At 64.0% G+C, this 21,074-nt stretch carries 22 protein-coding genes and 1 tRNA gene; 13 read left to right on the plus strand and 10 right to left on the minus strand.

Going from position 1 to position 21,074, the window contains the following annotated elements:
* Window positions 1–41: 41 nt before the first annotated feature.
* Window positions 42–126: transfer RNA gene (locus tag LOZ77_RS10225), tRNA-Leu, on the minus strand.
* Between the two features lie 149 nt (window positions 127–275).
* On the opposite strand from LOZ77_RS10225, the gene LOZ77_RS10230 reads away from it, so the two are divergent.
* Entirely contained in the window at window positions 276–467 is a 192-nt protein-coding gene (locus tag LOZ77_RS10230; RefSeq protein ID WP_230279068.1) for a hypothetical protein, read from the plus strand.
* Window positions 468–470: 3 nt separating this feature from the next.
* On the opposite strand, the gene sppA is transcribed toward LOZ77_RS10230, so the two are convergent.
* Window positions 471–2,360 carry a signal peptide peptidase SppA gene (gene sppA / locus LOZ77_RS10235; protein WP_230279069.1) on the minus strand — a complete coding sequence of 630 codons (1,890 nt, stop codon included), beginning with the start codon at window positions 2,358–2,360 and terminating at the stop codon, window positions 471–473.
* 173 nt (window positions 2,361–2,533) lie between these two features.
* Between sppA and LOZ77_RS10240 the strand changes: the two genes are divergently transcribed.
* A complete protein-coding gene (locus LOZ77_RS10240) occupies window positions 2,534–3,574 on the plus strand; it encodes an aspartate carbamoyltransferase catalytic subunit (RefSeq protein WP_230279070.1) in 1,041 nt (346 codons plus the stop codon).
* Window positions 3,571–4,824 (plus strand): dihydroorotase family protein, encoded by a 1,254-nt coding sequence (locus LOZ77_RS10245; RefSeq protein WP_230279071.1) that lies wholly within the window; start codon window positions 3,571–3,573, stop codon window positions 4,822–4,824. Before LOZ77_RS10240 ends, LOZ77_RS10245 begins: the two co-directional genes overlap by 4 nt.
* Here LOZ77_RS10245 and LOZ77_RS10250 read toward each other — a convergent pair.
* Window positions 4,821–5,024 carry a hypothetical protein gene (locus LOZ77_RS10250; RefSeq protein WP_230279072.1) on the minus strand — a complete coding sequence of 68 codons (204 nt, stop codon included), beginning with the start codon at window positions 5,022–5,024 and terminating at the stop codon, window positions 4,821–4,823. The genes LOZ77_RS10245 and LOZ77_RS10250 overlap by 4 nt on opposite strands.
* A gap of 113 nt (window positions 5,025–5,137) precedes the next feature.
* On the opposite strand from LOZ77_RS10250, the gene LOZ77_RS10255 reads away from it, so the two are divergent.
* Window positions 5,138–5,518, plus strand: a complete 381-nt coding sequence (locus LOZ77_RS10255; protein WP_230279073.1) for a DUF3597 domain-containing protein — start codon at window positions 5,138–5,140, stop codon at window positions 5,516–5,518.
* 56 nt (window positions 5,519–5,574) lie between these two features.
* On the opposite strand, the gene LOZ77_RS10260 is transcribed toward LOZ77_RS10255, so the two are convergent.
* Both LOZ77_RS10260 and LOZ77_RS10265 read right to left on the minus strand, forming a co-directional pair.
* Window positions 5,575–5,937, minus strand: coding sequence for a hypothetical protein (locus LOZ77_RS10260; RefSeq protein WP_230279074.1), 363 nt, complete (start codon window positions 5,935–5,937; stop codon window positions 5,575–5,577).
* A 187-nt stretch (window positions 5,938–6,124) separates the two neighbouring features.
* Window positions 6,125–7,714 (minus strand): phosphoenolpyruvate carboxykinase, encoded by a 1,590-nt coding sequence (locus LOZ77_RS10265; RefSeq protein WP_230279075.1) that lies wholly within the window; start codon window positions 7,712–7,714, stop codon window positions 6,125–6,127.
* Window positions 7,715–8,154: 440 nt separating this feature from the next.
* On the opposite strand from LOZ77_RS10265, the gene LOZ77_RS10270 reads away from it, so the two are divergent.
* The 7 genes from LOZ77_RS10270 (at window position 8,155) to LOZ77_RS10300 (ending at window position 13,654) form a co-directional block, all read left to right on the plus strand.
* Entirely contained in the window at window positions 8,155–8,865 is a 711-nt protein-coding gene (locus tag LOZ77_RS10270; RefSeq protein WP_230279076.1) for a response regulator transcription factor, read from the plus strand.
* Entirely contained in the window at window positions 8,834–10,537 is a 1,704-nt protein-coding gene (locus LOZ77_RS10275; RefSeq protein ID WP_230279077.1) for an ATP-binding protein, read from the plus strand. Before LOZ77_RS10270 ends, LOZ77_RS10275 begins: the two co-directional genes overlap by 32 nt.
* Window positions 10,534–11,007 (plus strand): HPr kinase/phosphorylase, encoded by a 474-nt coding sequence (locus LOZ77_RS10280; protein WP_230279078.1) that lies wholly within the window; start codon window positions 10,534–10,536, stop codon window positions 11,005–11,007. Before LOZ77_RS10275 ends, LOZ77_RS10280 begins: the two co-directional genes overlap by 4 nt.
* Complete coding sequence (gene rapZ / locus LOZ77_RS10285; RefSeq protein WP_230279079.1) at window positions 11,004–11,972, plus strand: RNase adapter RapZ; 969 nt, start codon at window positions 11,004–11,006, stop codon at window positions 11,970–11,972. Before LOZ77_RS10280 ends, rapZ begins: the two co-directional genes overlap by 4 nt.
* Window positions 11,973–12,092: 120 nt before the next feature.
* Window positions 12,093–12,497, plus strand: a complete 405-nt coding sequence (locus LOZ77_RS10290; RefSeq protein WP_230279080.1) for a PTS sugar transporter subunit IIA — start codon at window positions 12,093–12,095, stop codon at window positions 12,495–12,497.
* Complete coding sequence (locus tag LOZ77_RS10295) at window positions 12,494–12,814, plus strand: HPr family phosphocarrier protein (RefSeq protein ID WP_370637999.1); 321 nt, start codon at window positions 12,494–12,496, stop codon at window positions 12,812–12,814. Before LOZ77_RS10290 ends, LOZ77_RS10295 begins: the two co-directional genes overlap by 4 nt.
* Window positions 12,815–12,856: 42 nt before the next feature.
* A complete protein-coding gene (locus LOZ77_RS10300; protein ID WP_230279081.1) occupies window positions 12,857–13,654 on the plus strand; it encodes an RNA methyltransferase in 798 nt (265 codons plus the stop codon).
* 42 nt (window positions 13,655–13,696) lie between these two features.
* Here LOZ77_RS10300 and LOZ77_RS10305 read toward each other — a convergent pair whose 3' ends face one another.
* The 4 genes from LOZ77_RS10305 to recR all read right to left on the minus strand — a co-directional run bounded on the left by LOZ77_RS10305 (window position 13,697) and on the right by recR (window position 17,347).
* The gene (locus LOZ77_RS10305) at window positions 13,697–14,428 is read right to left on the minus strand and encodes a hypothetical protein (RefSeq protein ID WP_230279082.1); all 732 of its coding nucleotides are present in this window, start codon (window positions 14,426–14,428) and stop codon (window positions 13,697–13,699) included.
* Window positions 14,429–14,453: 25 nt separating this feature from the next.
* Entirely contained in the window at window positions 14,454–15,881 is a 1,428-nt protein-coding gene (gene rmuC, locus LOZ77_RS10310) for a DNA recombination protein RmuC (RefSeq protein WP_230281844.1), read from the minus strand.
* Window positions 15,882–16,112: 231 nt separating this feature from the next.
* Window positions 16,113–16,679 (minus strand): peptide deformylase, encoded by a 567-nt coding sequence (gene def / locus LOZ77_RS10315; protein WP_230279083.1) that lies wholly within the window; start codon window positions 16,677–16,679, stop codon window positions 16,113–16,115.
* A 56-nt stretch (window positions 16,680–16,735) separates the two neighbouring features.
* Window positions 16,736–17,347, minus strand: a complete 612-nt coding sequence (gene recR / locus LOZ77_RS10320) for a recombination mediator RecR (protein ID WP_230279084.1) — start codon at window positions 17,345–17,347, stop codon at window positions 16,736–16,738.
* A gap of 47 nt (window positions 17,348–17,394) precedes the next feature.
* On the opposite strand from recR, the gene fmt reads away from it, so the two are divergent.
* Together fmt and truA are read left to right on the plus strand one after the other, a co-directional pair.
* The gene (gene fmt / locus LOZ77_RS10325; protein ID WP_230279085.1) at window positions 17,395–18,300 is read left to right on the plus strand and encodes a methionyl-tRNA formyltransferase; all 906 of its coding nucleotides are present in this window, start codon (window positions 17,395–17,397) and stop codon (window positions 18,298–18,300) included.
* Window positions 18,297–19,049 (plus strand): tRNA pseudouridine(38-40) synthase TruA, encoded by a 753-nt coding sequence (truA, locus tag LOZ77_RS10330; RefSeq protein WP_230279086.1) that lies wholly within the window; start codon window positions 18,297–18,299, stop codon window positions 19,047–19,049. The genes fmt and truA overlap by 4 nt, the downstream gene beginning before the upstream one ends.
* Window positions 19,050–19,077: 28 nt before the next feature.
* Here truA and LOZ77_RS10335 read toward each other — a convergent pair whose 3' ends face one another.
* Entirely contained in the window at window positions 19,078–20,988 is a 1,911-nt protein-coding gene (locus tag LOZ77_RS10335) for a transglycosylase domain-containing protein (protein WP_230279087.1), read from the minus strand.
* Between the last annotated feature and the right edge of the window lie 86 nt (window positions 20,989–21,074).

Genomic DNA, 21,074 nt, shown 5'->3' on the forward strand with positions numbered 1-21,074 from the left:
CGCACAGACGACAAAGGGCCGCGTCCATTGCGCAGCGAGCCTGGTGCGGGCGAAGGGAATCGAACCCCCACATCTTGCGATACCAGAACCTAAATCTGGCGCGTCTACCAGTTCCGCCACGCCCGCATTGCCCCGTGCCGCCCAGCGGACAGGATTCTCAGGCTCGCGGGCCTCTATCGGACGGGCGGCAAAAGAGCAAGCGCGTTGGCGGAATTGCGCGTTTCGCACCGTTGATAGATTGCGGATCGTTCATACCCCCCAAGCGTTTCAGCGATATGGCAACGAACCCGAACATACCCGCGCCCGACAGGATCGAGCCCGCGGCCCCGCCCGAAACACCGGCCACACCCGCCCCGCTGGAAGCGCCGGAAATCGACCCCGCACGACCGGACGAGATCGAACCGCCCGCGCCCGATTACGACAATCCCGATCCGGGACTGCCCGAAACGCCGCCGCCTGCGGACTGACCGTTAGAGCCCCGTCCGCGAAACGATCGCCTGCAATAGCGATTCGCCACGCCTTGCATCGGGAGCCGCAAAAGGCGCGGGACAAGCCATGCAGCGCGCCTGCATGCGCGGGCTTTCCAGCAATGCCAGCAGATCGCCCGCCGCACGGCCCGCCGCCATATCGCGCCGCGCCATCATCACCGCCAGCATATCGCCATCGCCGCTCGATTCCGCCGGTTCGGTCATCGACTGGACAAAGGCGGTGAACGGGTCAGGCTCGTCCTGAATAAAATCCGCGTGCCAGTCGCCTTCTTTCAGCCCCGCCTTTTCCGCGGCAAATACCAGCGCATCGTCCAGATTGCCGAAACGGTCGACCAGCCCCACCTGTCGCGCGGGTCCGCCAGCCCATGTGCGCCCCTCGGCAATGTCGCTGCGCAATTTCGCCTTGGTTATCTTGCGGCTGTCGGACACCAGCCCGAGGAACATGTCATAGCTGTGCTCGACCTGAGATTGCAGCACCGCATCCATCTGGGGCGAGAATCCGCCGAACAGGTCGGGCTGCCCTGACAAAGGCGTTGTCCGGATCGAATCGGGGGTCACGCCCCATTCGGGCAGCGCGTTTTCGGCGCTGGGCACGGCAAGGAATACGCCGATTGAGCCGGTGATGGTCGACGGGTCGGCAAAAATCGCATCGGCAGGCGTCGACACGTAATAGCCGCCGCTGGCCGCCACATTCGCCATGGAAACAACGACGGGAATGCCCTTTTCCTTGTGGCGCAGGATCGCCTGCCGGATGCGTTCCGATGCCGTCACCGAACCGCCCGGCGAATCGACGCGCACCACCAGCGCGGCGAGATCATCCTCCAGCGCATCGTCAAGCAGTGCAGCGATCCGGTCGCCGCCTGCAGTGCCGGGGCCGGCCTCGCCATCCACGATTTCGCCCGCGACGGTGATGACGCCGATGGCTTTGCCGCTTTGGGACGGTGCGACCGCCTTAACCCAATCGGTATAGAATGTATGCGCGAAGCTATGCGCGTCTTCGGGCATTTCGGGATCCTCGCCGACCAGTTCGCCAACGCGCGCGGAAAAATCCTCGTAAGAGCCGATCTTGTCGACCATCCCCGCCGCCAGGGCGGCCCTGGCTCCGTCGCCGCCCGCCGCCTGTATCGAACTTACCGGATCGAGCGCCACTTCGCGCGCCTTCGCCTTGGGGCGGGCCTTGGCGACCTCGTCCACCCAGTTTTCCCACAGCGCGCCATAGGTCCCTTCGATATCGCGGCGCGCGGCATCGGAAAACCGGCTGAGCGTATAGGGTTCGACAGCGCTCTTGTACTCGCCCGTGCGATAGACATGGACATTGACCTTCAGCCGGTCGGCAATGTCGCCATAAAACAGAAAGGTCCCGCCGGGTCCCGCGACAAGCGCGCCGCCCAAGGGATCGACCCAAACCTCGCTGGCGTGGGCGGCCAGCTGCATCCCGTCGCCCGTATAGGCATAGGCATGTGCCAGCACCGGCTTTTTCGCGGCGCGAACCTTGTCGATCGCCTTGCCGATTTCGGTCATATGCACCTGACCGCCACCCAGAAAATAATCGAGGTCAAGCACGACGGCCTTGATCCGGTCGTCCGTCGCGGCCCCTTCGATGGCGCGTATCACGTCGCGCGCGCGATGCTCGCGGATGGGTGTGCCGGTCGACAGCAGCATCGAGAACGGATCGATTGCCTCCGGCTCTTCCACCACCACGCCGTCCAGCGCGACCAGCAAGGCCCCTTCCTGCACATGCGCGCCATCGAGGGGCCGAAAGCTGAGTGCCGCATAGAGCAGGCCAAAGAACAGCAGCATGAACAACAGGACCAGACCGTCCTTGATCGCCACCAGCAGTTTCCAGACCTTGCGCGCGAACGCCATTTTCATTTTCCCTTCACGAAAGACGCATGCACGCCTTGGCATTTCCGGCAAGTTAGGATGGCGGGGCCGATGTCGCAAATGCGAAACGCCTTTCATTTTGTAACCGGTGATTTTGTGGTCGGCATCGTCCCATCGCCCTTGCCCGATGGCCCAAGGGTGATTAGACGCCCGATTTCAGAATGAACGACGCGCCCTCTCCTTCCTCCACCCGCTATCCCGCCGGTGGCGATGCGTTCCGGCACAAGGATCTGATCGGCATTGCGCCATTGGCTCCATGGGAAATCCACTACCTGCTGGACGAGGCCGAGCAATGGGTCGCGCTCAACCGCCAGCCTGCCAAGCATGCCGACGCTCTGGCAGGGCTGACCATCATCAACGCTTTCTTCGAAAATTCGACCCGCACGCTGCTGTCGTTCGAAATCGCGGGCAAGCGGCTGGGCGCGGATGTCGTCAATATGCATGCCGCGCAGTCCAGCGTGAAAAAGGGCGAGACGCTGATCGATACGGCGACCACGCTGAACGCGATGCGCGCAGATGCCATCGTGATCCGCCATTCCTCGTCGGGCGCGGTGCAGCTGATCGCGGACAAGGTGGACTGCCCCGTGTTGAATGCGGGCGACGGGCAGCACGAGCACCCGACACAGGCGTTGCTGGACGCGCTGACCATGCGGTTCTGGTTGCGCAGCGATGCCTGTCCGCTGGGCGACGAGTTCGCCAAGCTGAAAATCGTGATCTGCGGCGATATCATGCACAGCCGCGTGGCACGGTCGAATATCCTGCTGCTGACTGCTTTGGGCGCCGAAGTGCGCGTCTGCGCGCCCCCCGCGCTGATGCCTGCCGCGGTCGAGCAGATGCGCGTCAAACCCTATACCGATTTCAATGCCGCCATCGACGGTGTGGACGTGGTGATGATGCTGCGCCTTCAGATGGAGCGCATGGCGGGGCCGTTCATTCCCTCTGCCCGCGAATATCGCCATTTGTTCGGCCTGACGCCCGAACGGCTGAAGCGCGCGGCACCGCACGCTCTGGTCATGCACCCGGGCCCGATGAACCGCGGTGTCGAAATCGATTCCTCGGTCGCGGACATGCTGGAACGGTCGGCGATCACGCGACAGGTTGAAATGGGCGTGGCCTTGCGGATGGCCTGCCTCGACGTGCTGACCCGGCGCGCGCGCGGAATCGCGGGATGGGGACCGCTCACGCGGGGAGAATGGGCATGATCCCGCGCGAACCCCTGACCATTACCGGTGGACAATTGCTGACCGGCAGCGGCGCACCCGTCGCCGGATCGATCCGCTGCGAAGGCGACCGCATCGTCGCGGTGGGCGACACCGCGGCGCAAGCCGGCGACCGCAGCTTCGACGCATCGGGGCGGATCGTCATGCCCGGCATCATCGACCTTGGCGTGTTCGAGATCGACAAGCCTGCCTTTCACTTTGGCGGCATCACCCGCGCCGCGCTGATGCCCGATCAGAACCCGCCGCTCGACTATCCGGCGCGGGTCCGTTTCGCGGCCAGCTATGGCAAGCCCGATTTCTGGGTCCACCCCATCGCCGCCGCCACGCGGGGCCTTGCCGGACAGGAATTGCCCGAACTGGGGCTGATGCAGGATGCAGGCGCGCGCGCCGTATCGTCGGGCCGGAAATGGCTGGCCGATTCGGGCATGATGCTGCGCATGATGCAATATGCCGCGATGCTGGGCCTGCCCGTCATCGCCCATGCCGAAGATGCGGGGCTGACCGGCGACGCCGTGGCGACCGCGGGCGAGATGGCAACCCGCCTCGGCCTGCCCAGCGCACCGGCAGAGGCGGAGGCGCTGGCGATCATGCGCGACATCGCGCTGGCCGAAATCGCGGGCGCGCATCTGCATATCCGGCAGGTCACCACGGCGGCAGGGCTTGATCTTGTGCGTTCGGCCAAGGCCCGCGGCCTGCGGCTGACCTGCGGGGTGACCCCTGCCTATTTCATGCTGTCCGATCTGGCGACGGCGGGTTTTCTGACCTTTACGCGCCTGTCGCCCCCGCTGCGGAGCGAGGCCGACCGCCATGCCGTGCGCGCCGCGCTGGCCGATGGCACGATCGACACCATCGCATCGGGCCACGATCCGCGCGGACCGGAAGACAAGCGCCTTCCCTTTGCCGATGCCGCCCCCGGCATGGCGGGCGCGGAAACGCTGCTGCCGCTTACGCTCAGCCTTGTGCGCGACGATGTGATCGACATGGCGCGCATGTGCGAATTGCTATGCGTCAATCCCGCCCGCATTTTGGGGGTAGAGGCCGGCAGGCTGGAGGCGGGGCTGGAAGCCGATATTGCGGTAATCGATCCCGATCGCCCGTGGATCGTCGATTCGAACCGCATGGAAGCGCAGGCAGGCAATACGCCTTTCGACAAGCAGCCCGTGCAGGGCCGCGCCACTGCCCTGTTCAAGGGTGGTCAGCGAATTGGCGGCGGCCAGCGCGCCGAACATTAATCGGCGGCGGCACCCGCCTGCGACAGGGAAGCCTCATCCGGGCCCGGTATCGTCCAGATCGCCACATTGAGCGCCAGCACCACGGCAAGCACCAGCATCAGCCCGCCCTGTTTCTTATCGCCGCGCCGGAACGCGAAAAACGCCGCGACGCTCATCACCACGGCGCACAGAACCATCAGGGAAAGGGCAAGATCGGCCATGCGGCTGCGCATAGACCGGCGGTGGCCTGCGGAACAAGGCGAAATAGTGCTGTGTTTGTAGCATTGGCTTGCTACCAACACAGCGGGCTTGGACGGACGACAAGGAGTTCAAGATGGGTATTTTCAGCAAGATGCGCGATTCGATCTTCGGCAAGAAGGAAGAAAAGCCGAAAGCCGCCGCTCCCGCTGCCGCGCCGAAACCGGCTGCCGCGCCCGCTGCCCCTGCCAAACCCGCGCCAATGGCCGAAGTGGACGTAGAGGCAAAGCTGGCAGGCATGGCCGAGGGCAAGACGCTCAACTGGCGCACCTCGATCGTCGATCTGATGAAGCTGCTCGACATCGATCCCAGCTATGCCAATCGCAAGGAGCTGGCGGTCGAACTGGGGCGGACCGATTACGAAGGATCGGCCGAGGACAATATCTGGCTGCACAAGCAGGTCATGCGGGAACTGGCCAAGAACGGCGGCAAGGTGCCCGCCTCGCTTACCGACTGATCCGCGAAAACAGAGGTCCGGGCGGGCATTGCGCCCTGCCCGGACATCGATGGCGCCTATTTCTTGCCGAAGAAACCCTGCGCCATGCCCATGATATCGTTCAGCGGATTGCCGTCGCCGTCGCGGTCCAGCATGTCCAGAATGCCCGCCGCCTGCGGATTATCCTGCAGCATTTGCGCGAAATGGGTCAGCGATCCCTCGCCCCCGATCTGCTGGACAATGGTCGACAGGATCGAAGTATCCATGCCGGTGCGGACCGATGCAAGTTCGACCGTATCGCCGGGTGCCTGATGCGCTTGCCCCAGCGCGGCGATCGCCTTTTCGGCCATGGCGGGCTGAATGCCCAGCTTGGTGGCAAGATTGGCGACATCGGGGGTCTCGCTCGAAAGCTGGCCCAAAAGCTGATCGAAAACGGCCATGTCCTTTACTCCTCGCAACGGTGGATTCAGGCGGCGGCGTTCACTGCCGCGCGTGAATACTAGACATTTTCGCAGGGGTGGCCACTAACAATGACCGGTTGAAGACAATCGGCACCTGTCTCGCGCAAAAGAAAACGCCCCGAACCGAAATGGCCCGGGGCGTTTCGCATTCCAGCAAGCGTCGTTACTAGGCCGCCGTCGGCGCCGCCTTGCGCACGCCTTCGTCGACATGGCTTTCGAACTGGGCGAAATTATCGACGAACAGCTGCACCAGCTTATGTGCGGTCGCGTCGAAATCGTCCTTGTCGGCCCAGGTCGCACGCGGGTCGAGGATGGTATCATCCACACCGGGAACCGCGACCGGAACCTCGAAACCGAAATTGGGGTCCTTACGGAATTCCACATCGTTCAGCGAACCGTCGAGCGCGGCATTCAGCAGTGCGCGGGTCACCTTGATCGGCATACGATGGCCGGTGCCGTACTGCCCGCCGGTCCAGCCGGTGTTGACCAGCCAGCACTGCGCGCCGCCCTGTGCGATACGCTCTTTCAGCAAATTGCCGTAAACGCTGGGGTGACGCGGCATGAAAGGCGCGCCGAAACAGGTGCTGAACGTCGCCTGCGGTTCGGTCACGCCGATTTCGGTGCCTGCGACCTTGGCTGTATAACCCGACAGGAAGTAATACATCGCCTGATCGGGCGTGAGGCGCGCGATCGGAGGCAGCACGCCAAAGGCATCGGCGGTCAGCATGATTACGTTCGACGGGACGGGGCCAAGGTTCTTTTCCGACGTGTTCGGAATGAACTCGATCGGATAGGCGCCGCGGGTGTTTTCCGTCTTCGACGTGTCGGTGAAATCGATGGTGCGCGTTTCTTCGTCCATCGCCACGTTTTCAAGGATCGTGCCGAACATCTTCGTCGTGGCGTAGATCTCGGGCTCGCCCTCTTCCGACAGGTCGATCATCTTCGCATAGCAGCCGCCTTCGAAATTGAAGACCGCCGAATCCGACCAGCCATGTTCGTCATCGCCGATCAGCGTGCGGCTGGCATCGGCCGACAGCGTCGTCTTGCCGGTGCCCGAAAGGCCAAAGAAGATCGCGGTCTTGCCGTCTGCGCCGACATTGGCGGAACAGTGCATCGGCATCACGCCCTGTTCGGGCAGCAGATAGTTGAGAAGGCCGAACACGCCCTTCTTCATCTCGCCCGAATATTCGGTATTGGCGATCAGGATCAGCTTTTCGGTGAAGCTGACGGCGATCATCGTGTCGGACACGCTGCCGTGGCGGGCCGGATCGGCCTTGAAGCTGGGCAGGTTGATGATGGTGTATTCCGGCTCGAAGCTGTCCAGCTCTTCCTGGGTCGGGCGGACGAGCAGCGTGCGGATGAACAGATTGTGCCACGCCATCTGGTTGATGACGCGCACGTTAACGCGATATTCGGCCTGCGAACCGCCGAACAGATCGGCCACATACAGCTTTTCCTGCCCCTTCAGCGCGTCGAGGAAATCCGCCTTCAGATTGGCGAAATGTTCGGGCGACATCGGCTGGTTGATCTTGCCCCAGTTGATCGTGTCGGCAGTCATCTCGTCCTTGACGACGAACTTGTCCTTCACGCTGCGACCGGTGAAACGGCCGGTGTCGACGACCAGCGGCCCATCGGCGGCCAGCTTGCCCTCGCCATTGGCGAGCGCATGTTCGACCAGTTGGGACCGGCCAAGATTGGCGAAAACACGGGCATTGGTGACAATGCCCTCACCAAGCAGGGTGGAATCGTTCGGCACGTAGCTCTCCTTTCAGAGACCCCTCTCCAGACGGGGCCGACCGCGCGGCGCAAGCGCGGGCAATTGATGCAATCCTCTCGGGATGGTTCCGAAGTCGGCAGGCATACGCCAGTCGCTCCGATTTGTTTGATTTTCGCATGCTCACAAATCACTTCAGAGTCAAACGCTCTGCTATGACCTGTCACGAATTGCCGCAATTGATCCGAAGGGCGACTTTTTTCGGTCTAGCTGTCCCCGAAGGATTAAGGACACGGATTCCCGCCCTGCCTCTCGATATTGCCGCGGGCGGCATAGTTGCGACCGATATGGCCAGGACCGATATATCTTGGCGCCAGGGCAAGAATTGGCCATTTGGCGCGCGCGTCCGAATTGGCTAAGTCGAAACACATATGGCGTGCGATGCGTTGCGAACACACCAAACGCGAGAAAAAGGTTTTGATATGGCGCATGTAATCGCCCTGGTGGACGACGACCGGAACATACTGACCGGTCTGTCGATCGCGCTGCAGGCCGAGGGGTTCGACACGCGGGTCTATTCCGACGGGTCCGCCGCGCTGGAAGCCCTGATCGAGAACCCGCCCGATCTGGCGGTGTGCGACATCAAGATGCCGCGCATGGACGGGCTGGAACTGCTGCGCCGCCTGCGCGAAAAATCGTCGCTCCCGGTCATTTTCCTTACCTCCAAGACCGACGAGCAGGACGAAGCGCTGGGCCTTGCCATGGGGGCCGACGATTATATCGCCAAACCGTTCAGTCAGCGCCTGCTGATCGCCCGCATCCGCGCCTTGCTTAGGCGCGAGGAGCTGGTCATGAACCGGCTGTCGGGCGATACCAGCCAGCCGCCCGCCGAACTGATCACGCGCGGCCGCCTGACGATGGAGCCCGAACGCCACCGCGTCACATGGGACGGGCATCCCGTTTCGCTGACCGTCACCGAATTCCTGATTCTTGAGGCTTTGGCCCAGCGGCCCGGCGTAGTGAAAACGCGCAACCAGCTGATGGATGCGGCCTATCAGGACGATGTGTTTGTCGACGACCGCACGATCGACAGCCATATCAAGCGTCTGCGTCGAAAGTTCCGGCAGGCCGACAGGGAGTTTTCCGGCATTTCCACGCTTTATGGCGCGGGCTACAGCTTTGCGGGGGACTGATCCCCATCACGATGCCAGCGGGCCGACCGACGCGCCCGCCGCTTTGGCGGCGTCGAGCGTGGCCAGCGACAAGCTTGAAGGCAACAGATTGGGCGGCGGCGATGCCCCCGATCCGCTGTTCTGGACGCGGCGCTTCTCGCTCACCACGCGCATTCTGGCGGTCAACCTGCTGATCGTCGGATTGGTGCTGGGCGGGCTGTTCGTGCTCGACACCAATCGCAAGCAGCTGATTGCCGAACGCTCGCGCCTTGCCCGTTCAGAAGTCGAGATCATCGCCAATGCGCTGGCAGAGGCGCCCGCCAGCGAACATGCCGCGCTTTTGGCGCGCATCGGTGACCAGCAACGGCTCCGCCTGCGCACATTCGACGCGCTTGGACGGCTGCAGACCGACAGTTTCGTGGTGGGCGAGCCGGTATTCTCCTTCGCCGACCCCGAACAGCAGGACTGGACCCACGCGCTGGCCCGCACCATGGACCGCGTGGTCGACGCGCTGGTCTTCGCGCCGCCCGTCCCGCCCTATGATCCCACACAGGACGAAGAGCCGACCAACAAATCGCAATGGCCCGAGGTGTTCGTGGCCGAACAGGCCCGCGCGGGCACGGTAATGCTGCGCCACGCACCCGACCGCACGCCTGTCATCACCGCGGCTGCCCCCTATGGCGCGCAGGGCGAAACATTGCTGACGATGCGCAATGCCACCGACATCACCGCCGCGATCCGCGCCGCGCGACAATTGCTGCTGGTGCTGCTGACCCTGGCGGTGCTGTTTTCGGTGCAATTGTCGCTCTTCCTTGCGCGCACCATTGTGCAGCCCGTCCGCACCCTGTCGCGCGCGGCCACCCGGGTCAGCGCGGGGCGCGAGCGCGAGGTGGTGATCCCGCGCCTTCCCGAACGTCAGGACGAGATCGGCAATCTTGCACGATCGCTATCCGACATGACACAGGCGCTGCGCGACCGGATCGACGCGGGCGAGGCCTTTGCCGCCGATGTCAGCCACGAGCTGAAGAATCCGCTCGCTTCGCTGCGCAGCGCACTGGACACATTGGAAACCGTGGAAGATCCCGATCTGCGCCGCCAGCTTGCCGAAATCGCGCAGGCAGATCTGCGCCGCATCGACCGGCTGATCACCGAAATTGCCGAGGCAAGCCGCCTCGACGCCGAATTGTCGCGCGCCTCGTTCGAACCGGTGGACCTGCTGGCGCTGGCCCGCAACGTGCTGGGCGGACGCACTGCCGCCACGCGGCTGAGCGCCGAACGCGACTTGCAGTTTCATGTCGAAAGTGCACCCACCAGTGCCACCGTGGTGCGTGGAGACGAAGCGCAGCTGGAACGTGTGCTGGAAAATCTGGTCGATAATGCCGCCAGCTTTTCGCCCCATGGCGGTACCATCGCCATCGCCTTCCGCGATCTGGGCGACAAGGTCGAAGTGACCGTCACCGACGACGGCCCCGGCATTGCCGAGGACCAGCGCGAGGCGGTGTTCGAGCGCTTTCACTCGCACCGGCCCGAACCCGAAAGTTTCGGCAAGCACTCGGGGCTGGGCCTTGCCATCGCACGGTCGATCGTCACCGGTCACAAGGGTACATTGGTCGTACGCGGCAGAGAGGACGGAGCCAGCGGCGCGGTCTTCGTCATCACCCTGCCCGCACTGGACAGCGGTGCCCGATCATGACCCTTATCGCCGTACCCGAACACGCAGCCAGCCATCAGGCCACCGTCGTCGCCATCGGCAGCCGCGCGATCCTGATCGAGGGCGAGCCCGCCAGCGGCAAGACCAGCCTTGCCCTTGCGCTGATCGACAGGGGCGCGGTGCTGGTGGGCGACGACGGTGTGCTGCTGGCCGACATGGCGGGCACGCTCTGGGCTTTTCCCCATCCGAAAACGCGGGGCATGGTGGAAATCCGCAATGTCGGCATCGTCACCATGCATGCCGTCCCCGCGCCGATCGCGCTGGCCATCACGCTGACGCATGATGCGCCGCGCCATATCGACGGGGTTGCCCAGCAACTGATCGGCGGCGTGCCGATCCCATCGCTGACCTTGTGGCCCGATACGCCGGTGATCGCCCTGCGGACGGAATGGGCATTGCGCGAACACGGGCTTCCGCTTTCGGGCGCAATCGGGGATAGCAATTTGCGATGACTGCCGAATCGCCCACCCCGCCCGACAGCGATCTTGCCGAGAGTAAGAAGCCGACGCGCATCCTGCTGGTCACGGGCCTTCTGGGCGCAGGCAAGACCACTGCCTTGCGCGCGCTGGAGGATCTGGGCTGGGAACCGGTCGATAATTTCCCCGTCCGCCTGCTCCCCCGCCTCGTCTCGACCGCGCCCGGACCGGGCCATGATCGCAGCGCGAACGAAAACGACCCCCTTGCCATCGGCTTCGATTCGCGGACACGCGGTTTCGATCCGCAACGCGTGATCGCAGAAGTGGATGCGCTGGCGCGTCGTGACGACATTGCCGTTTCCACACTGTTCCTCGATTGCGGATCAGAGGAACTGGAGCGTCGCTATAACGAAACACGCCGCCGCCACCCGATGGCGGGGGACCGGCCGGTTGCAGCGGGCATCGCAGCGGAACGCGAAATGATGGCCCCTTTGCGTAACTGGGCCGATGTGGTGGTCAATACGACCAGTTTTTCGACCAATGACCTGGGCCGCACGATCCGCGAACTGTTCGCCCCCAGCGCGCCGCAAGGCATGACGATTACCGTGTCCAGTTTCGGCTTTGCGCGCGGCATGCCGCCGCTGGCCGATCTGGTGTTCGACATGCGTTTCCTCGACAATCCGCACTGGGTGGAAGATCTGCGCCCGTTGACGGGCCGCGACGCGCCGGTGGCCGACCATATCGCCGGCGATCCGGCATGGCAGGACAATTTCGCCCGCATCCGCGATCTCGTGCTCTCGCTGGTCCCGCTCTACGAAGCGCAGGGCAAGACCTATCTGCATATCGCCTTTGGCTGTACCGGCGGGAAGCACCGGTCGGTGTTCAGTGCGGAATCCATGGCACAGGCCTTGCGCAAAACGGGACACAATCCCGGTGTGCTGCATCGCAACCTTGACACCGGTGCAAGTGATCTGGTCGAAGGCGGGACGCGTGCGCGGTAACGGATGTTTGCTAAATTCCGCTGCGCCATTGCAGTGATGCATTATGAAGCGCACGCCATAAAAGGGCGGCGTCAGTTTGGGTGAGGCCATAGTGAGCTTTGGCTGTTTAGAAGGACGGACATGATTGGCCTCATCCTGGTGACCCATGGTGACCTGGCGCAGGAATTTGTCGCTGCGATGGAACATGTGGTGGGCAAGCAGGACCGGATCGTTCCGGTCTGCATCGGCCCGAATGACGATATGGAAGCGCGTCGCAGCGAAATCGCCTCTGCCATTACAGAGGTGAATGACGGATCGGGCGTGATCGTGCTGACCGACCTGTTCGGCGGCACCCCGTCGAACCTTGCCATCTCGTTGCTGGAAACGGGCAAGGTAGAGGTGATCGCAGGCATCAACCTGCCCATGCTGATCCGCCTTGCCGGTGCGCGTAACGACATGACCGTGACCGACGCGGTCGTCGCCGCGCGCGATGCGGGTCGCAATTACATTACCGTCGCCAGCGAATTTCTGGGTCAGGACGCATGAGCGATTCCGGCGCCCGCTTCGCACGAGAAGGAGATGCGCCGGATATGCTTTGCCGCAAAGTGATGATTTCCAACCGTCGCGGCCTGCATGCACGCGCCAGTGCCAAATTCGTCGGCGCTGTGGCCGAATTGCCGGCAGGCACCACGGTCCGTGTCGCACGCGAAGGTAACGAGGCGGCGGGCGGATCGATTCTGGGCCTGATGATGCTGGGCGCGGCCAAGGGCGACGAGATCGAGATCCGCACTTCGGGCGAGGCTGCGCAGCAGGCCATGGACGTGCTGGTCGCACTGGTCGAAGGGCGTTTCGGCGAGGAATAAGGGCGCCCGCCCTTTGCAGCCGGCAATGAAGCAGTCCAATCGATGAAGACCATCAGCGGCCTTTCCAATCCCACCGTCAAATATCTCCGCTCCCTGCGCGATAAAAAGCACCGGCGGCGCGAAGGCGTGTTTCTGGCCGAGGGGCTGCGCCTGTTGACCGATGCGCGCGAAAGCGGGCGCGTGCCGCACATGCTGGCCATGGCAGAGGGGCGCGATCCGCATCCCTTGCTCGACGCGCTGATCGCGGCGGTCGAGGAGGCCGACGGCGAGGTGCTGGCCATGTCGGAGGCCGCGCTGGCGAAGATCACCGGCAAGGATAATCCGCAGGCCGTCTGCGGCGTTTTCGCCGAGTTCGACACTTCGCTCGACCGGCTGGACCGCAATGCCGCGCCGATCTTTCTGGCCGCGCAGGCCCTGCGCGATCCGGGCAATCTGGGCACCATGCTGCGCACGGCCGATGCGGTCGGCGCGGGCGGACTGGTGCTGATCGACGACTGCGCCGATCCGTTTTCGGTGGAGGCCGTGCGCGCCAGCATGGGCGCGATCTTTACAGTCCCGCTCGCCATGGCCCGCTGGGAAGAGTTTCTGCCATGGCTGCGCGGCGGATCGGGCGGACAGCTGGTGGCGGCATCCTTGCGCGATGCGGTCAACTATCGCGGCGCGCCCTATGCCGCGCCCTGTTTCCTGCTGGTCGGCAACGAATCGCGCGGCCTGCCCGAAGAGTACGAGATGGCGTGCGATTTGCGCGTTACCATCCCGATGCTGGGGCGCGCCGACAGCCTGAATGCCGCCATCGCGGGGGCCGTGCTCGCCTATGAAGCGCTGGCCAGCCTTCGGTAATATATGAGGCGCCGGACGGACCTCCCATCCGGCGCCCCGAAATCAGTCGCCGGTCAGAAAGGCCGTGACCTTCCAGCCATCGTCGCCCCGATTGGCAAGGATGCGATAGGAACTGACCGGACGCAGGCTTTCCTCCGCGACGAAGCCGCTGGTCGCACCGTCAAGCGTGCTCACCTCGATAAATTCGGAATCGGCAGCAGGCCCATCGCCCGCCAGCTTCACCAGATCCCAGCCGATGGTGCCCGTGCTGTCCGATTCGGCATCGGCAGAGGCAAGCACCGGCGCGTCGTTCGCGGTGACGAGATAGGTCGAAAGACCGTCGGTCCCATCGGGCAGGCTTGCGAAAATCCACGGCATGGTCGCCGCCGTATCGCCCTGCGCGGCACAGCCCAGCGCGATCGCATCGCCCATTTCGCCCCACAATTCGGGATCGTCGGCCAGACGCTTCTTCAGCTCGTCCACGCCCGCACCGCCGCCAAAGTCCAGCTTGATCGCCGGATCGGCCAGTGCGGCAAGGCTGTCGACATTCTGGAAGGTGATCGCACGGCGCAACTGGCCGCGGAAACTGTCAAAGCCGTAAAGCGCGCCGCAATCGTCCTTGGGCGCGAACGGCCCCTCGGCATTGGTGACGGCATCGGCCAGTGTGGGCGCTTCCTCGACCGGCGCGACCGCTTCGGTCACGGGGGCTTCGTCGGCAGGGCTGTCGCCGCAAGCGGCCAGCAGCAGCGAAAGGGCGCACAGGCCAGCCATCTGGCCGGTAATCGAATATTTCATGGGGAGGATTGGTCCGTAAGTCGTTTCAGCTCTCATGCGGAGGCTGCGGCATTGCAGCATTCTCTGCCTGAGACAAGACAGGCACATCGCTGTGACCGTAACGCGGAGAACTCTCGACCTGCGGCACATCTTCGATCTCGCGCTTGCCGATTTCGATATGCTTATCCTTCAACCGCCGACCCGCCGACAGCACATTACGCTCGAACGAACCGACGAACTTGTTGTAATTGTTGACTGCTGTCTCAAGCCCGGACCCGACGCGCTTCATATGCTCGGCCGCGACGGCTAGCCTGTCATACAGCTCACCGCCCATCCGGCCGATCTCCTGCGCCTCTTTCGCAAGCCCGTCCTGACGCCAGACCTGTGCGACGGTCCGTGCAATAGCCACGAGGTTCGTCGGCGTCGCCAGCAGCACACCTTTTGCAAATGCAAAGTCCCAAAGGGTCGGATCGGCTTCCAACGCGGCGGCGACGAAATGCTCTCCGGGTACGAACATCACGACGTAATCGGGCGCTTCCTCGAACTGGCTTTGGTACGATTTTGCGCCCAATTGCTGCACATGGGTGCGCATGGATGCCGCATGTTGCGCCAAAGCCGTGTCGCGCGCGTCGTCATTATCCGCCTCGAACGCAGCCTGATAGGCGTTCAGCGACACCTTGGCATCGATCACCAGCATTTTCTGCCCCGGAATGCGGACGATGGCATCGGGGCGCAGCCGTCCGTCTTCGGTATCGATCGAATGTTCGAGGTGAAAATCGGTATGTTCGGCAAGGCCGCAATGTTCGAGCACATTCTTCAATTGCTGCTCACCCCATCGGCCGCGCGCCTTGGGCGCGTTGCGCAGCGAATTGCCCAGCCGCGCCGCTTCGCGCCGCACGTCTTCCTGCCCCTTGCGCATCCCTTCGATCAGGCCGGACAGCTGGCCGAACGCATCGACGCGCTTCGCCTCAAGCTCTTCGACCTGCTTGCGATAGGTGTCGAGCCGTTCGCCCACCGGCGACAGCAGCGCGCGGATCTTTTCGGCATTGGCCTTCTCGCTCGCCTCGAACCGCTCGTTCGCGCGTTCGAGGAAACGGGCCTGCGCGCCTTCGAGCGCCTTGTTGCCCAGCGCCTCGAACTCCTTGCCCAACGCCTCGCGCGCTTCGACCAGCAGCTTCTCGCGCTCGGCAAGATTGTGCCGGTCACGCGCAGCCTCGGCGATTTTCACGCGCAGCCCGTCAGCTTCCTGCCGCGCCGCACGAAGATCGGCGTCGAGCGCGGCCGCACGCTCGGCCCGCTCGCTCATCGTCGCAAGCTCGGCAATGGCGCTGCGGAATTTCTCGTCCAGCGCCTTCGCCTCTGCGTCCCGTTCCGCATGACGCGCGCGCCAGTCGGCAACGGGCCGCGATCCGAAGAACCAGCCCAGCGCTGTACCCAGCACCAGCGCGACGAAAGCAACAATAAAAGCAAGCATGTCCATGCGCGGAACATAGCCTGAACACCAACGTATTCAAGCGCAACAAGCCCCGAACCGGACCTTGTCCCCCGCTATCGAAAGATCAATTCGCAGCGCGAAGTGACATCCGTAAGGACATCAACTCGGGGCGCGAAGCGATACCCGCAAGGCCGACTGCGCGCCCGAGCTTATGCGAGGAAGGCAAGGGGCGCGGATGCGCCCCGCCCGCCGTTTGAGGGCCCAAGAAAATCACGCCGCGGCGCGCAGTTTCTGCAGCTTCTTCATCGCCATGTTCCGCTTCAGACGCGAGAGGTGGTCGATGAATACGATACCGTTCAGATGATCCATCTCGTGCTGGATGCACACGGCCATCAGCCCGTCCATATCCTCTTCATGGGTCTTGCCCTCAAGATCCTGCCAGCGCACGCGGCAGGTGGCGGGGCGGTCGACCTCGGCAAAGATTTCAGGGACGGAGAGGCAGCCTTCCTGATAGACTTTCAGCTCTTCCGACGGGTCGAGAATCTCGGGATTGATGAAAACCCGCGGTTCCTTTTTCGTCGGCTGGTGCGTGTGCTCGTGCCCGCCGTGATTGCACGTCTCGGGCTCCGCATCGGGGTCGTCGGGCTGCAGATCGATCACCAGAACGCGCAGCGGCACGCCCACCTGTATCGCCGCAAGGCCGATGCCCGGGGCGTCATACATCGTTTCGAACATGTCCTCGACAAGCGTCTTCAACTCGTCGTCGAACTTTTCAACGGGGTCCGACACGCGCTTCAGCAGCGGGTTCGGCACTTCAATAATTTCGCGGATAGCCATCGCCCCTATTTAGGGGGCGCAGCCGGTTCCGGCAATGATTCGTGAAATGCCGCCCGTCACCCCACCGGACGACGCGCGCGCAGGGCCTGTGCCAGCGTGCCTTCGTCCAGATAATCCAGCTCTCCCCCCACGGGCAGGCCATGGGCGAGCTGGGTGATACGGACGGGCCTGTCTTCCAGCCGTTCGGCAATGTAATGGGCGGTCGTCTGCCCTTCCAGCGTAGCGTTCATGGCCAGCACCACCTCTTCGATACCGCCGCCATCGTCGTCCCGCGCATCCAGCCGCGCCAGCAATGTGCCGATGGCCAGATCCTCGGGCCCCACGCCGTCCAAGGCCGACAGCCTGCCGCCCAGCACGTGATAGCGTCCGGGAAACAGCTTCGACCGGTCGAGCGCCCACAGATCTGACACTTCCTCCACCACGCACAGCGAACGCGCGTCGCGGCGCGGGTCGGCGCAGATGCCGCAGGGGTTCTTCGTGTCGACATTGCCGCAGATGTCGCATTCGACCAGCAGTTCCTGCACCGTGGCCAGCGCATCCAGCAAGCGCGGCAGATCCGATTCGCGGCGCTTTACCAGCCATAGCACTGCGCGCCGGGCGGAACGGGGACCAAGTCCGGGAAGACGCGCCAATGCGCCCGCCAATGCGTCGATCTCTTGCGATGCCATATCGGGACAGATAGGGACTGCCGCTCTTTCCGGAAAGCCGTAAGTCTATGCGCATTATTTTCATGGGGACGCCCGATTTCGCCGTGCCGGTGCTGGAAGCGCTGATCGACGCGGGGCACGATGTCGTCTGCGCCTATTCCCAGCCGCCCCGCCCCGCCGGTCGCGGCAAGAAACTGCAACCAACGCCCGTCCACCTTGCGGCAGAGGCGCACGGGATAGAGGTGCGCACGCCCGTCTCGCTGAAACCGCAAGAGGAAAAGGATGCCTTTGCCGCGCTGGAAGCCGATGTGGCGGTGGTGGCGGCCTATGGGCTGTTGCTGCCCGTCGCCGTACTGGAAGCACCCGGGCACGGATGCCTGAACGTCCACGCCTCGATCCTGCCGCGATGGCGCGGGGCGGCACCGATCCAGCGCGCGATACTGGCAGGCGACCTGACGACGGGGGTGACCATCATGCAGATGGAAAAGGGGCTGGATACCGGCCCGATGATCGCCACGCGCACCACGCGGATAGAGGACAAGACCGCGGGCGAGCTGACCGACGAGCTGTCGGTTATCGGCGCGCGGCTGATGGTCGAGGTGCTGGCCGACCTGCCCCGCCGGACCGCCACGCCCCAGCCCGCGCTGGGCGCGACCCATGCCGCCAAGATCGACAAGGCCGAGGCGCGGCTGGATTTCACCCATGACGCGGCCCTGCTGGAACGCCAGATCCGCGCATTCGCCCCTCGCCCCGGCGCGTTTTTCGAGCTTGAGGGCGAACGTATCCGCGTGCTGGCTGCCGAAGTGATCGGACGCGAAGGGGTAGCGGGCACGACATTGGACGACGAGCTGACCATTGCATGCGGCTTCAGCGCGCTGCGCCCCACCATCGTGCAGCGCGCGGGCAAGCCGGCGATGGAAACCGCCGCCATGCTGCGCGGCAAATCGATACCGGCGGGCACCGAAATACGGTGAGCCGCTACGCCCTTACGATCGAATATGACGGCAGCGCTTTTTTTGGCCTGCAACGGCAGGCCGATGGCCCGTCGGTGCAACAGGCGGTCGAGGAAGCCGCGCTTGCCATCACGGGTGAGGATGTGCGTATGCATGCGGCAGGGCGCACCGACACAGGCGTCCATGCGGTGGCGATGCGCGCCCATATCGACATAGCCAAGGATTTCGCCCCCTTTCGCCTGATGGAGGGGATGAACGCCAAACTACGCCCCGATCCCGTCGCCATCACCGCGTGCGAGAAAGTGGACGACGAATGGCATGCTCGCTTTTCCTGCACGGGGCGGCGCTATCTTTATCGCATCATCAACCGCCGCGCGCCGCTTGCACTGATGAAGGACCGCGCATGGCAAGTGCCGCAGGAACTGGACGCCGCCGCCATGCACCGCGCCGCACAGCATCTGGTGGGGCTGCATGATTTCACCACGTTCCGTTCGGCCCATTGCCAGTCCGCCAGTCCGGTCAAAACGCTCGACCGGCTGGACGTAGAGGTAGTGGCAGGACCGTGGGGCGCGGAAATCGCGATCCACGCTGCGGCGCGCAGCTTTCTCCACCATCAGGTGCGGTCGATGGTCGGTTGTCTTGCGCTGGTCGGCATGGGGCGGTGGAGCGAACAGGACATGGCCGACGCACTTGCCGCGAAAAGCCGCGCCGCACTGGGGTTCAATGCGCCGCCGCAGGGGCTGTATTTCATGGAAGCACTATACCCGTAACGCGCGGGCAGCTTAGCAAGTCTGCAGGTCAGGCGCCGGGCACGGCACGTTGCATAAAGGCCTTCCAGATGCGCGCAGGCGCGTCGCCGCCCGACAGGCCGGTGCGGTCCTTGTCATCCGCCTCGGCATAGACCCACACGCCCGCGACGATGCCGCCGGCCCAGCCGACGAATACGGCATTGCGGTTTTGCTGGCTGGTGCCTGTCTTGCCGAAATTCGGGATGCCCAGCCGCGCCGCCTTGCCCGTGCCGTCGTTCACTGCCGCGCGCAGCATATCGGCCATCTGGGTGCGCACCCGCGGGTCCAGCCGGTATTTGCCCGAATGGTCGATCCACTGCCCGTCGGCATCGACGACCGCATAGGGCACCACCGGATATTCCCCCCGCGCCACGCCCGCATAGGCCGCCGTCAGTTCCAGCAGCGACACATCCGCCGTGCCCAGCGGGATCGAGGTATCGTTGGGGTCCATCTGCGCCGAAATGCCGAAGCGCTGCGCCAGATCGACGACTGCATCGCCGCCGATCCCTTCATAAAGGCGCGTTGCCGCCACATTGCTCGATTTCGCAAAGGCGCGTTCCAGCGTGATATTGCCTTCGTAATGCTCGCCCGAATTGCGCGGGCCACCGGCCAGCGGCGTATCGGCCACGACGGTTTCCGGCGTCATCCCCGATTCCAGCGCGGCGAGCCAGACGAATATCTTGAAGGTCGACCCCGGCTGACGCCCTGCCAGCGCATGGTTGAACTGGTTCGAATTATAATCCTTGGACCCCACCATCGCCAGCACCGCGCCATCGGGCCGCATGGCCACGATGGCGACTTGCGCATCGCCCACATTCACCGATTTCACCGCCGCTTCCGCCGCGCGCTGGATATCGACGTCGAGCGTCGTGGGGATGATCCGCGCATCGGGGTCATAGCCTTGCTTGGCCGCCTCTTGCCGGATCCAGTTGGTGAAATGGGCATAGCGCGGCAGATCGCGCTCACGCGTAAGGCGGAACTGCGCGGGGCCGATGGCGCGCGCCTCGGCAGGGGTCAGATAGCCTGCGTCGACCATGGCCTGCTTTACAACCGCCGCGCGTTTCCTGGCCGCTTCGGGGTGAAAGCTGGGCGCGTAATTGCTCGGCGCCTTGGGCAGCCCTGCCAGCACCATGGCTTCGGCCGGGGTCAGCGCTTCGGGCGCCTTGTCGAAATAGCGCAGGGATGCGGCGCGAATGCCATAGGAACGGTCGCCGAAATAAATCTTCGACAGGTAACGTTCGAGAATCTCGTCCTTGGTCAGCCATGCTTCCAGCCACAGCGCCGTCGGTATTTCCAGCAGCTTGCGGCCCATGGTCTGGTCGTGCGTGAAATAGGTCACCTTGGCCAGCTGCATGGTGATCGTCGAACCGCCCTGCCGCGTGCCCGAAAACAGGTTCGACACGAAAGCGCGCGCCATGCCGCGCGGATCGATGCCCCAATGCGACCAGAACCGGCGATCCTCGGTCGCGATAAAGGCGTTCACCACGTGATCGGGCAGCAACTCCGCCTCTACCGGCGCAAGCACGACATCGCCGCCCCGCGCAATCGGTTCGCCCTTCTGGCTGACCAGCACATAGGGATCGCCATGCGGCTCCAGCGTGCGTTCCACCGGCTTGGTCAGCGCAAGCCAGCCGACCAGCGCCAGCACCGCCACCGCCGCGCCGATCGCCAACCATTTGATGAACAGATAGGCCAGCCTGAACGGAAGGACGAGCAGCCACAGGCACCCCCTGGCCGTGCGCCCGGCCAGCGACCGCCCCCTCGGTTCGGGCGGAACGGCATCGCCGTCCAGTCCGTCGAGGTCGTAATCTGCCTCGGTCCTGTAGAATTCCTCGTCCAGCGAATCGGGTTCCGCCCCGCGATGGCGGCGCGAACTGGCGATAAGGTCCCGTGCCTGAGAGAGGAGATCGCGGTTCTTCACGCTGGCGAACTAGCAGCCGCAATCTTTCGCGGCGATGAGCGGTGGCCGGTAGTCGACAGCTTGTTGAAAGCAAATTGGCATCACGC

Source organism: Croceicoccus sp. Ery15 (assembly GCF_020985305.1).
Lineage (GTDB): Bacteria > Pseudomonadota > Alphaproteobacteria > Sphingomonadales > Sphingomonadaceae > Croceicoccus.

Coding starts and splice junctions, on each gene's coding strand:
- LOZ77_RS10230 (WP_230279068.1), top strand. CDS start 276: ATGGCAACGAACCCGAACATACCCGCGCCCGACAGGATCGAGCCCGCG.
- sppA (WP_230279069.1), bottom strand. CDS start 2,360: ATGAAAATGGCGTTCGCGCGCAAGGTCTGGAAACTGCTGGTGGCGATC.
- LOZ77_RS10240 (WP_230279070.1), top strand. CDS start 2,534: ATGAACGACGCGCCCTCTCCTTCCTCCACCCGCTATCCCGCCGGTGGC.
- LOZ77_RS10245 (WP_230279071.1), top strand. CDS start 3,571: ATGATCCCGCGCGAACCCCTGACCATTACCGGTGGACAATTGCTGACC.
- LOZ77_RS10250 (WP_230279072.1), bottom strand. CDS start 5,024: ATGGCCGATCTTGCCCTTTCCCTGATGGTTCTGTGCGCCGTGGTGATG.
- LOZ77_RS10255 (WP_230279073.1), top strand. CDS start 5,138: ATGGGTATTTTCAGCAAGATGCGCGATTCGATCTTCGGCAAGAAGGAA.
- LOZ77_RS10260 (WP_230279074.1), bottom strand. CDS start 5,937: ATGGCCGTTTTCGATCAGCTTTTGGGCCAGCTTTCGAGCGAGACCCCC.
- LOZ77_RS10270 (WP_230279076.1), top strand. CDS start 8,155: ATGGCGCATGTAATCGCCCTGGTGGACGACGACCGGAACATACTGACC.
- LOZ77_RS10275 (WP_230279077.1), top strand. CDS start 8,834: ATGGCGCGGGCTACAGCTTTGCGGGGGACTGATCCCCATCACGATGCC.
- LOZ77_RS10280 (WP_230279078.1), top strand. CDS start 10,534: ATGACCCTTATCGCCGTACCCGAACACGCAGCCAGCCATCAGGCCACC.
- rapZ (WP_230279079.1), top strand. CDS start 11,004: ATGACTGCCGAATCGCCCACCCCGCCCGACAGCGATCTTGCCGAGAGT.
- LOZ77_RS10290 (WP_230279080.1), top strand. CDS start 12,093: ATGATTGGCCTCATCCTGGTGACCCATGGTGACCTGGCGCAGGAATTT.
- LOZ77_RS10295 (WP_370637999.1), top strand. CDS start 12,494: ATGAGCGATTCCGGCGCCCGCTTCGCACGAGAAGGAGATGCGCCGGAT.
- LOZ77_RS10300 (WP_230279081.1), top strand. CDS start 12,857: ATGAAGACCATCAGCGGCCTTTCCAATCCCACCGTCAAATATCTCCGC.
- LOZ77_RS10305 (WP_230279082.1), bottom strand. CDS start 14,428: ATGAAATATTCGATTACCGGCCAGATGGCTGGCCTGTGCGCCCTTTCG.
- rmuC (WP_230281844.1), bottom strand. CDS start 15,881: ATGCTTGCTTTTATTGTTGCTTTCGTCGCGCTGGTGCTGGGTACAGCG.
- def (WP_230279083.1), bottom strand. CDS start 16,679: ATGGCTATCCGCGAAATTATTGAAGTGCCGAACCCGCTGCTGAAGCGC.
- recR (WP_230279084.1), bottom strand. CDS start 17,347: ATGGCATCGCAAGAGATCGACGCATTGGCGGGCGCATTGGCGCGTCTT.
- fmt (WP_230279085.1), top strand. CDS start 17,395: ATGCGCATTATTTTCATGGGGACGCCCGATTTCGCCGTGCCGGTGCTG.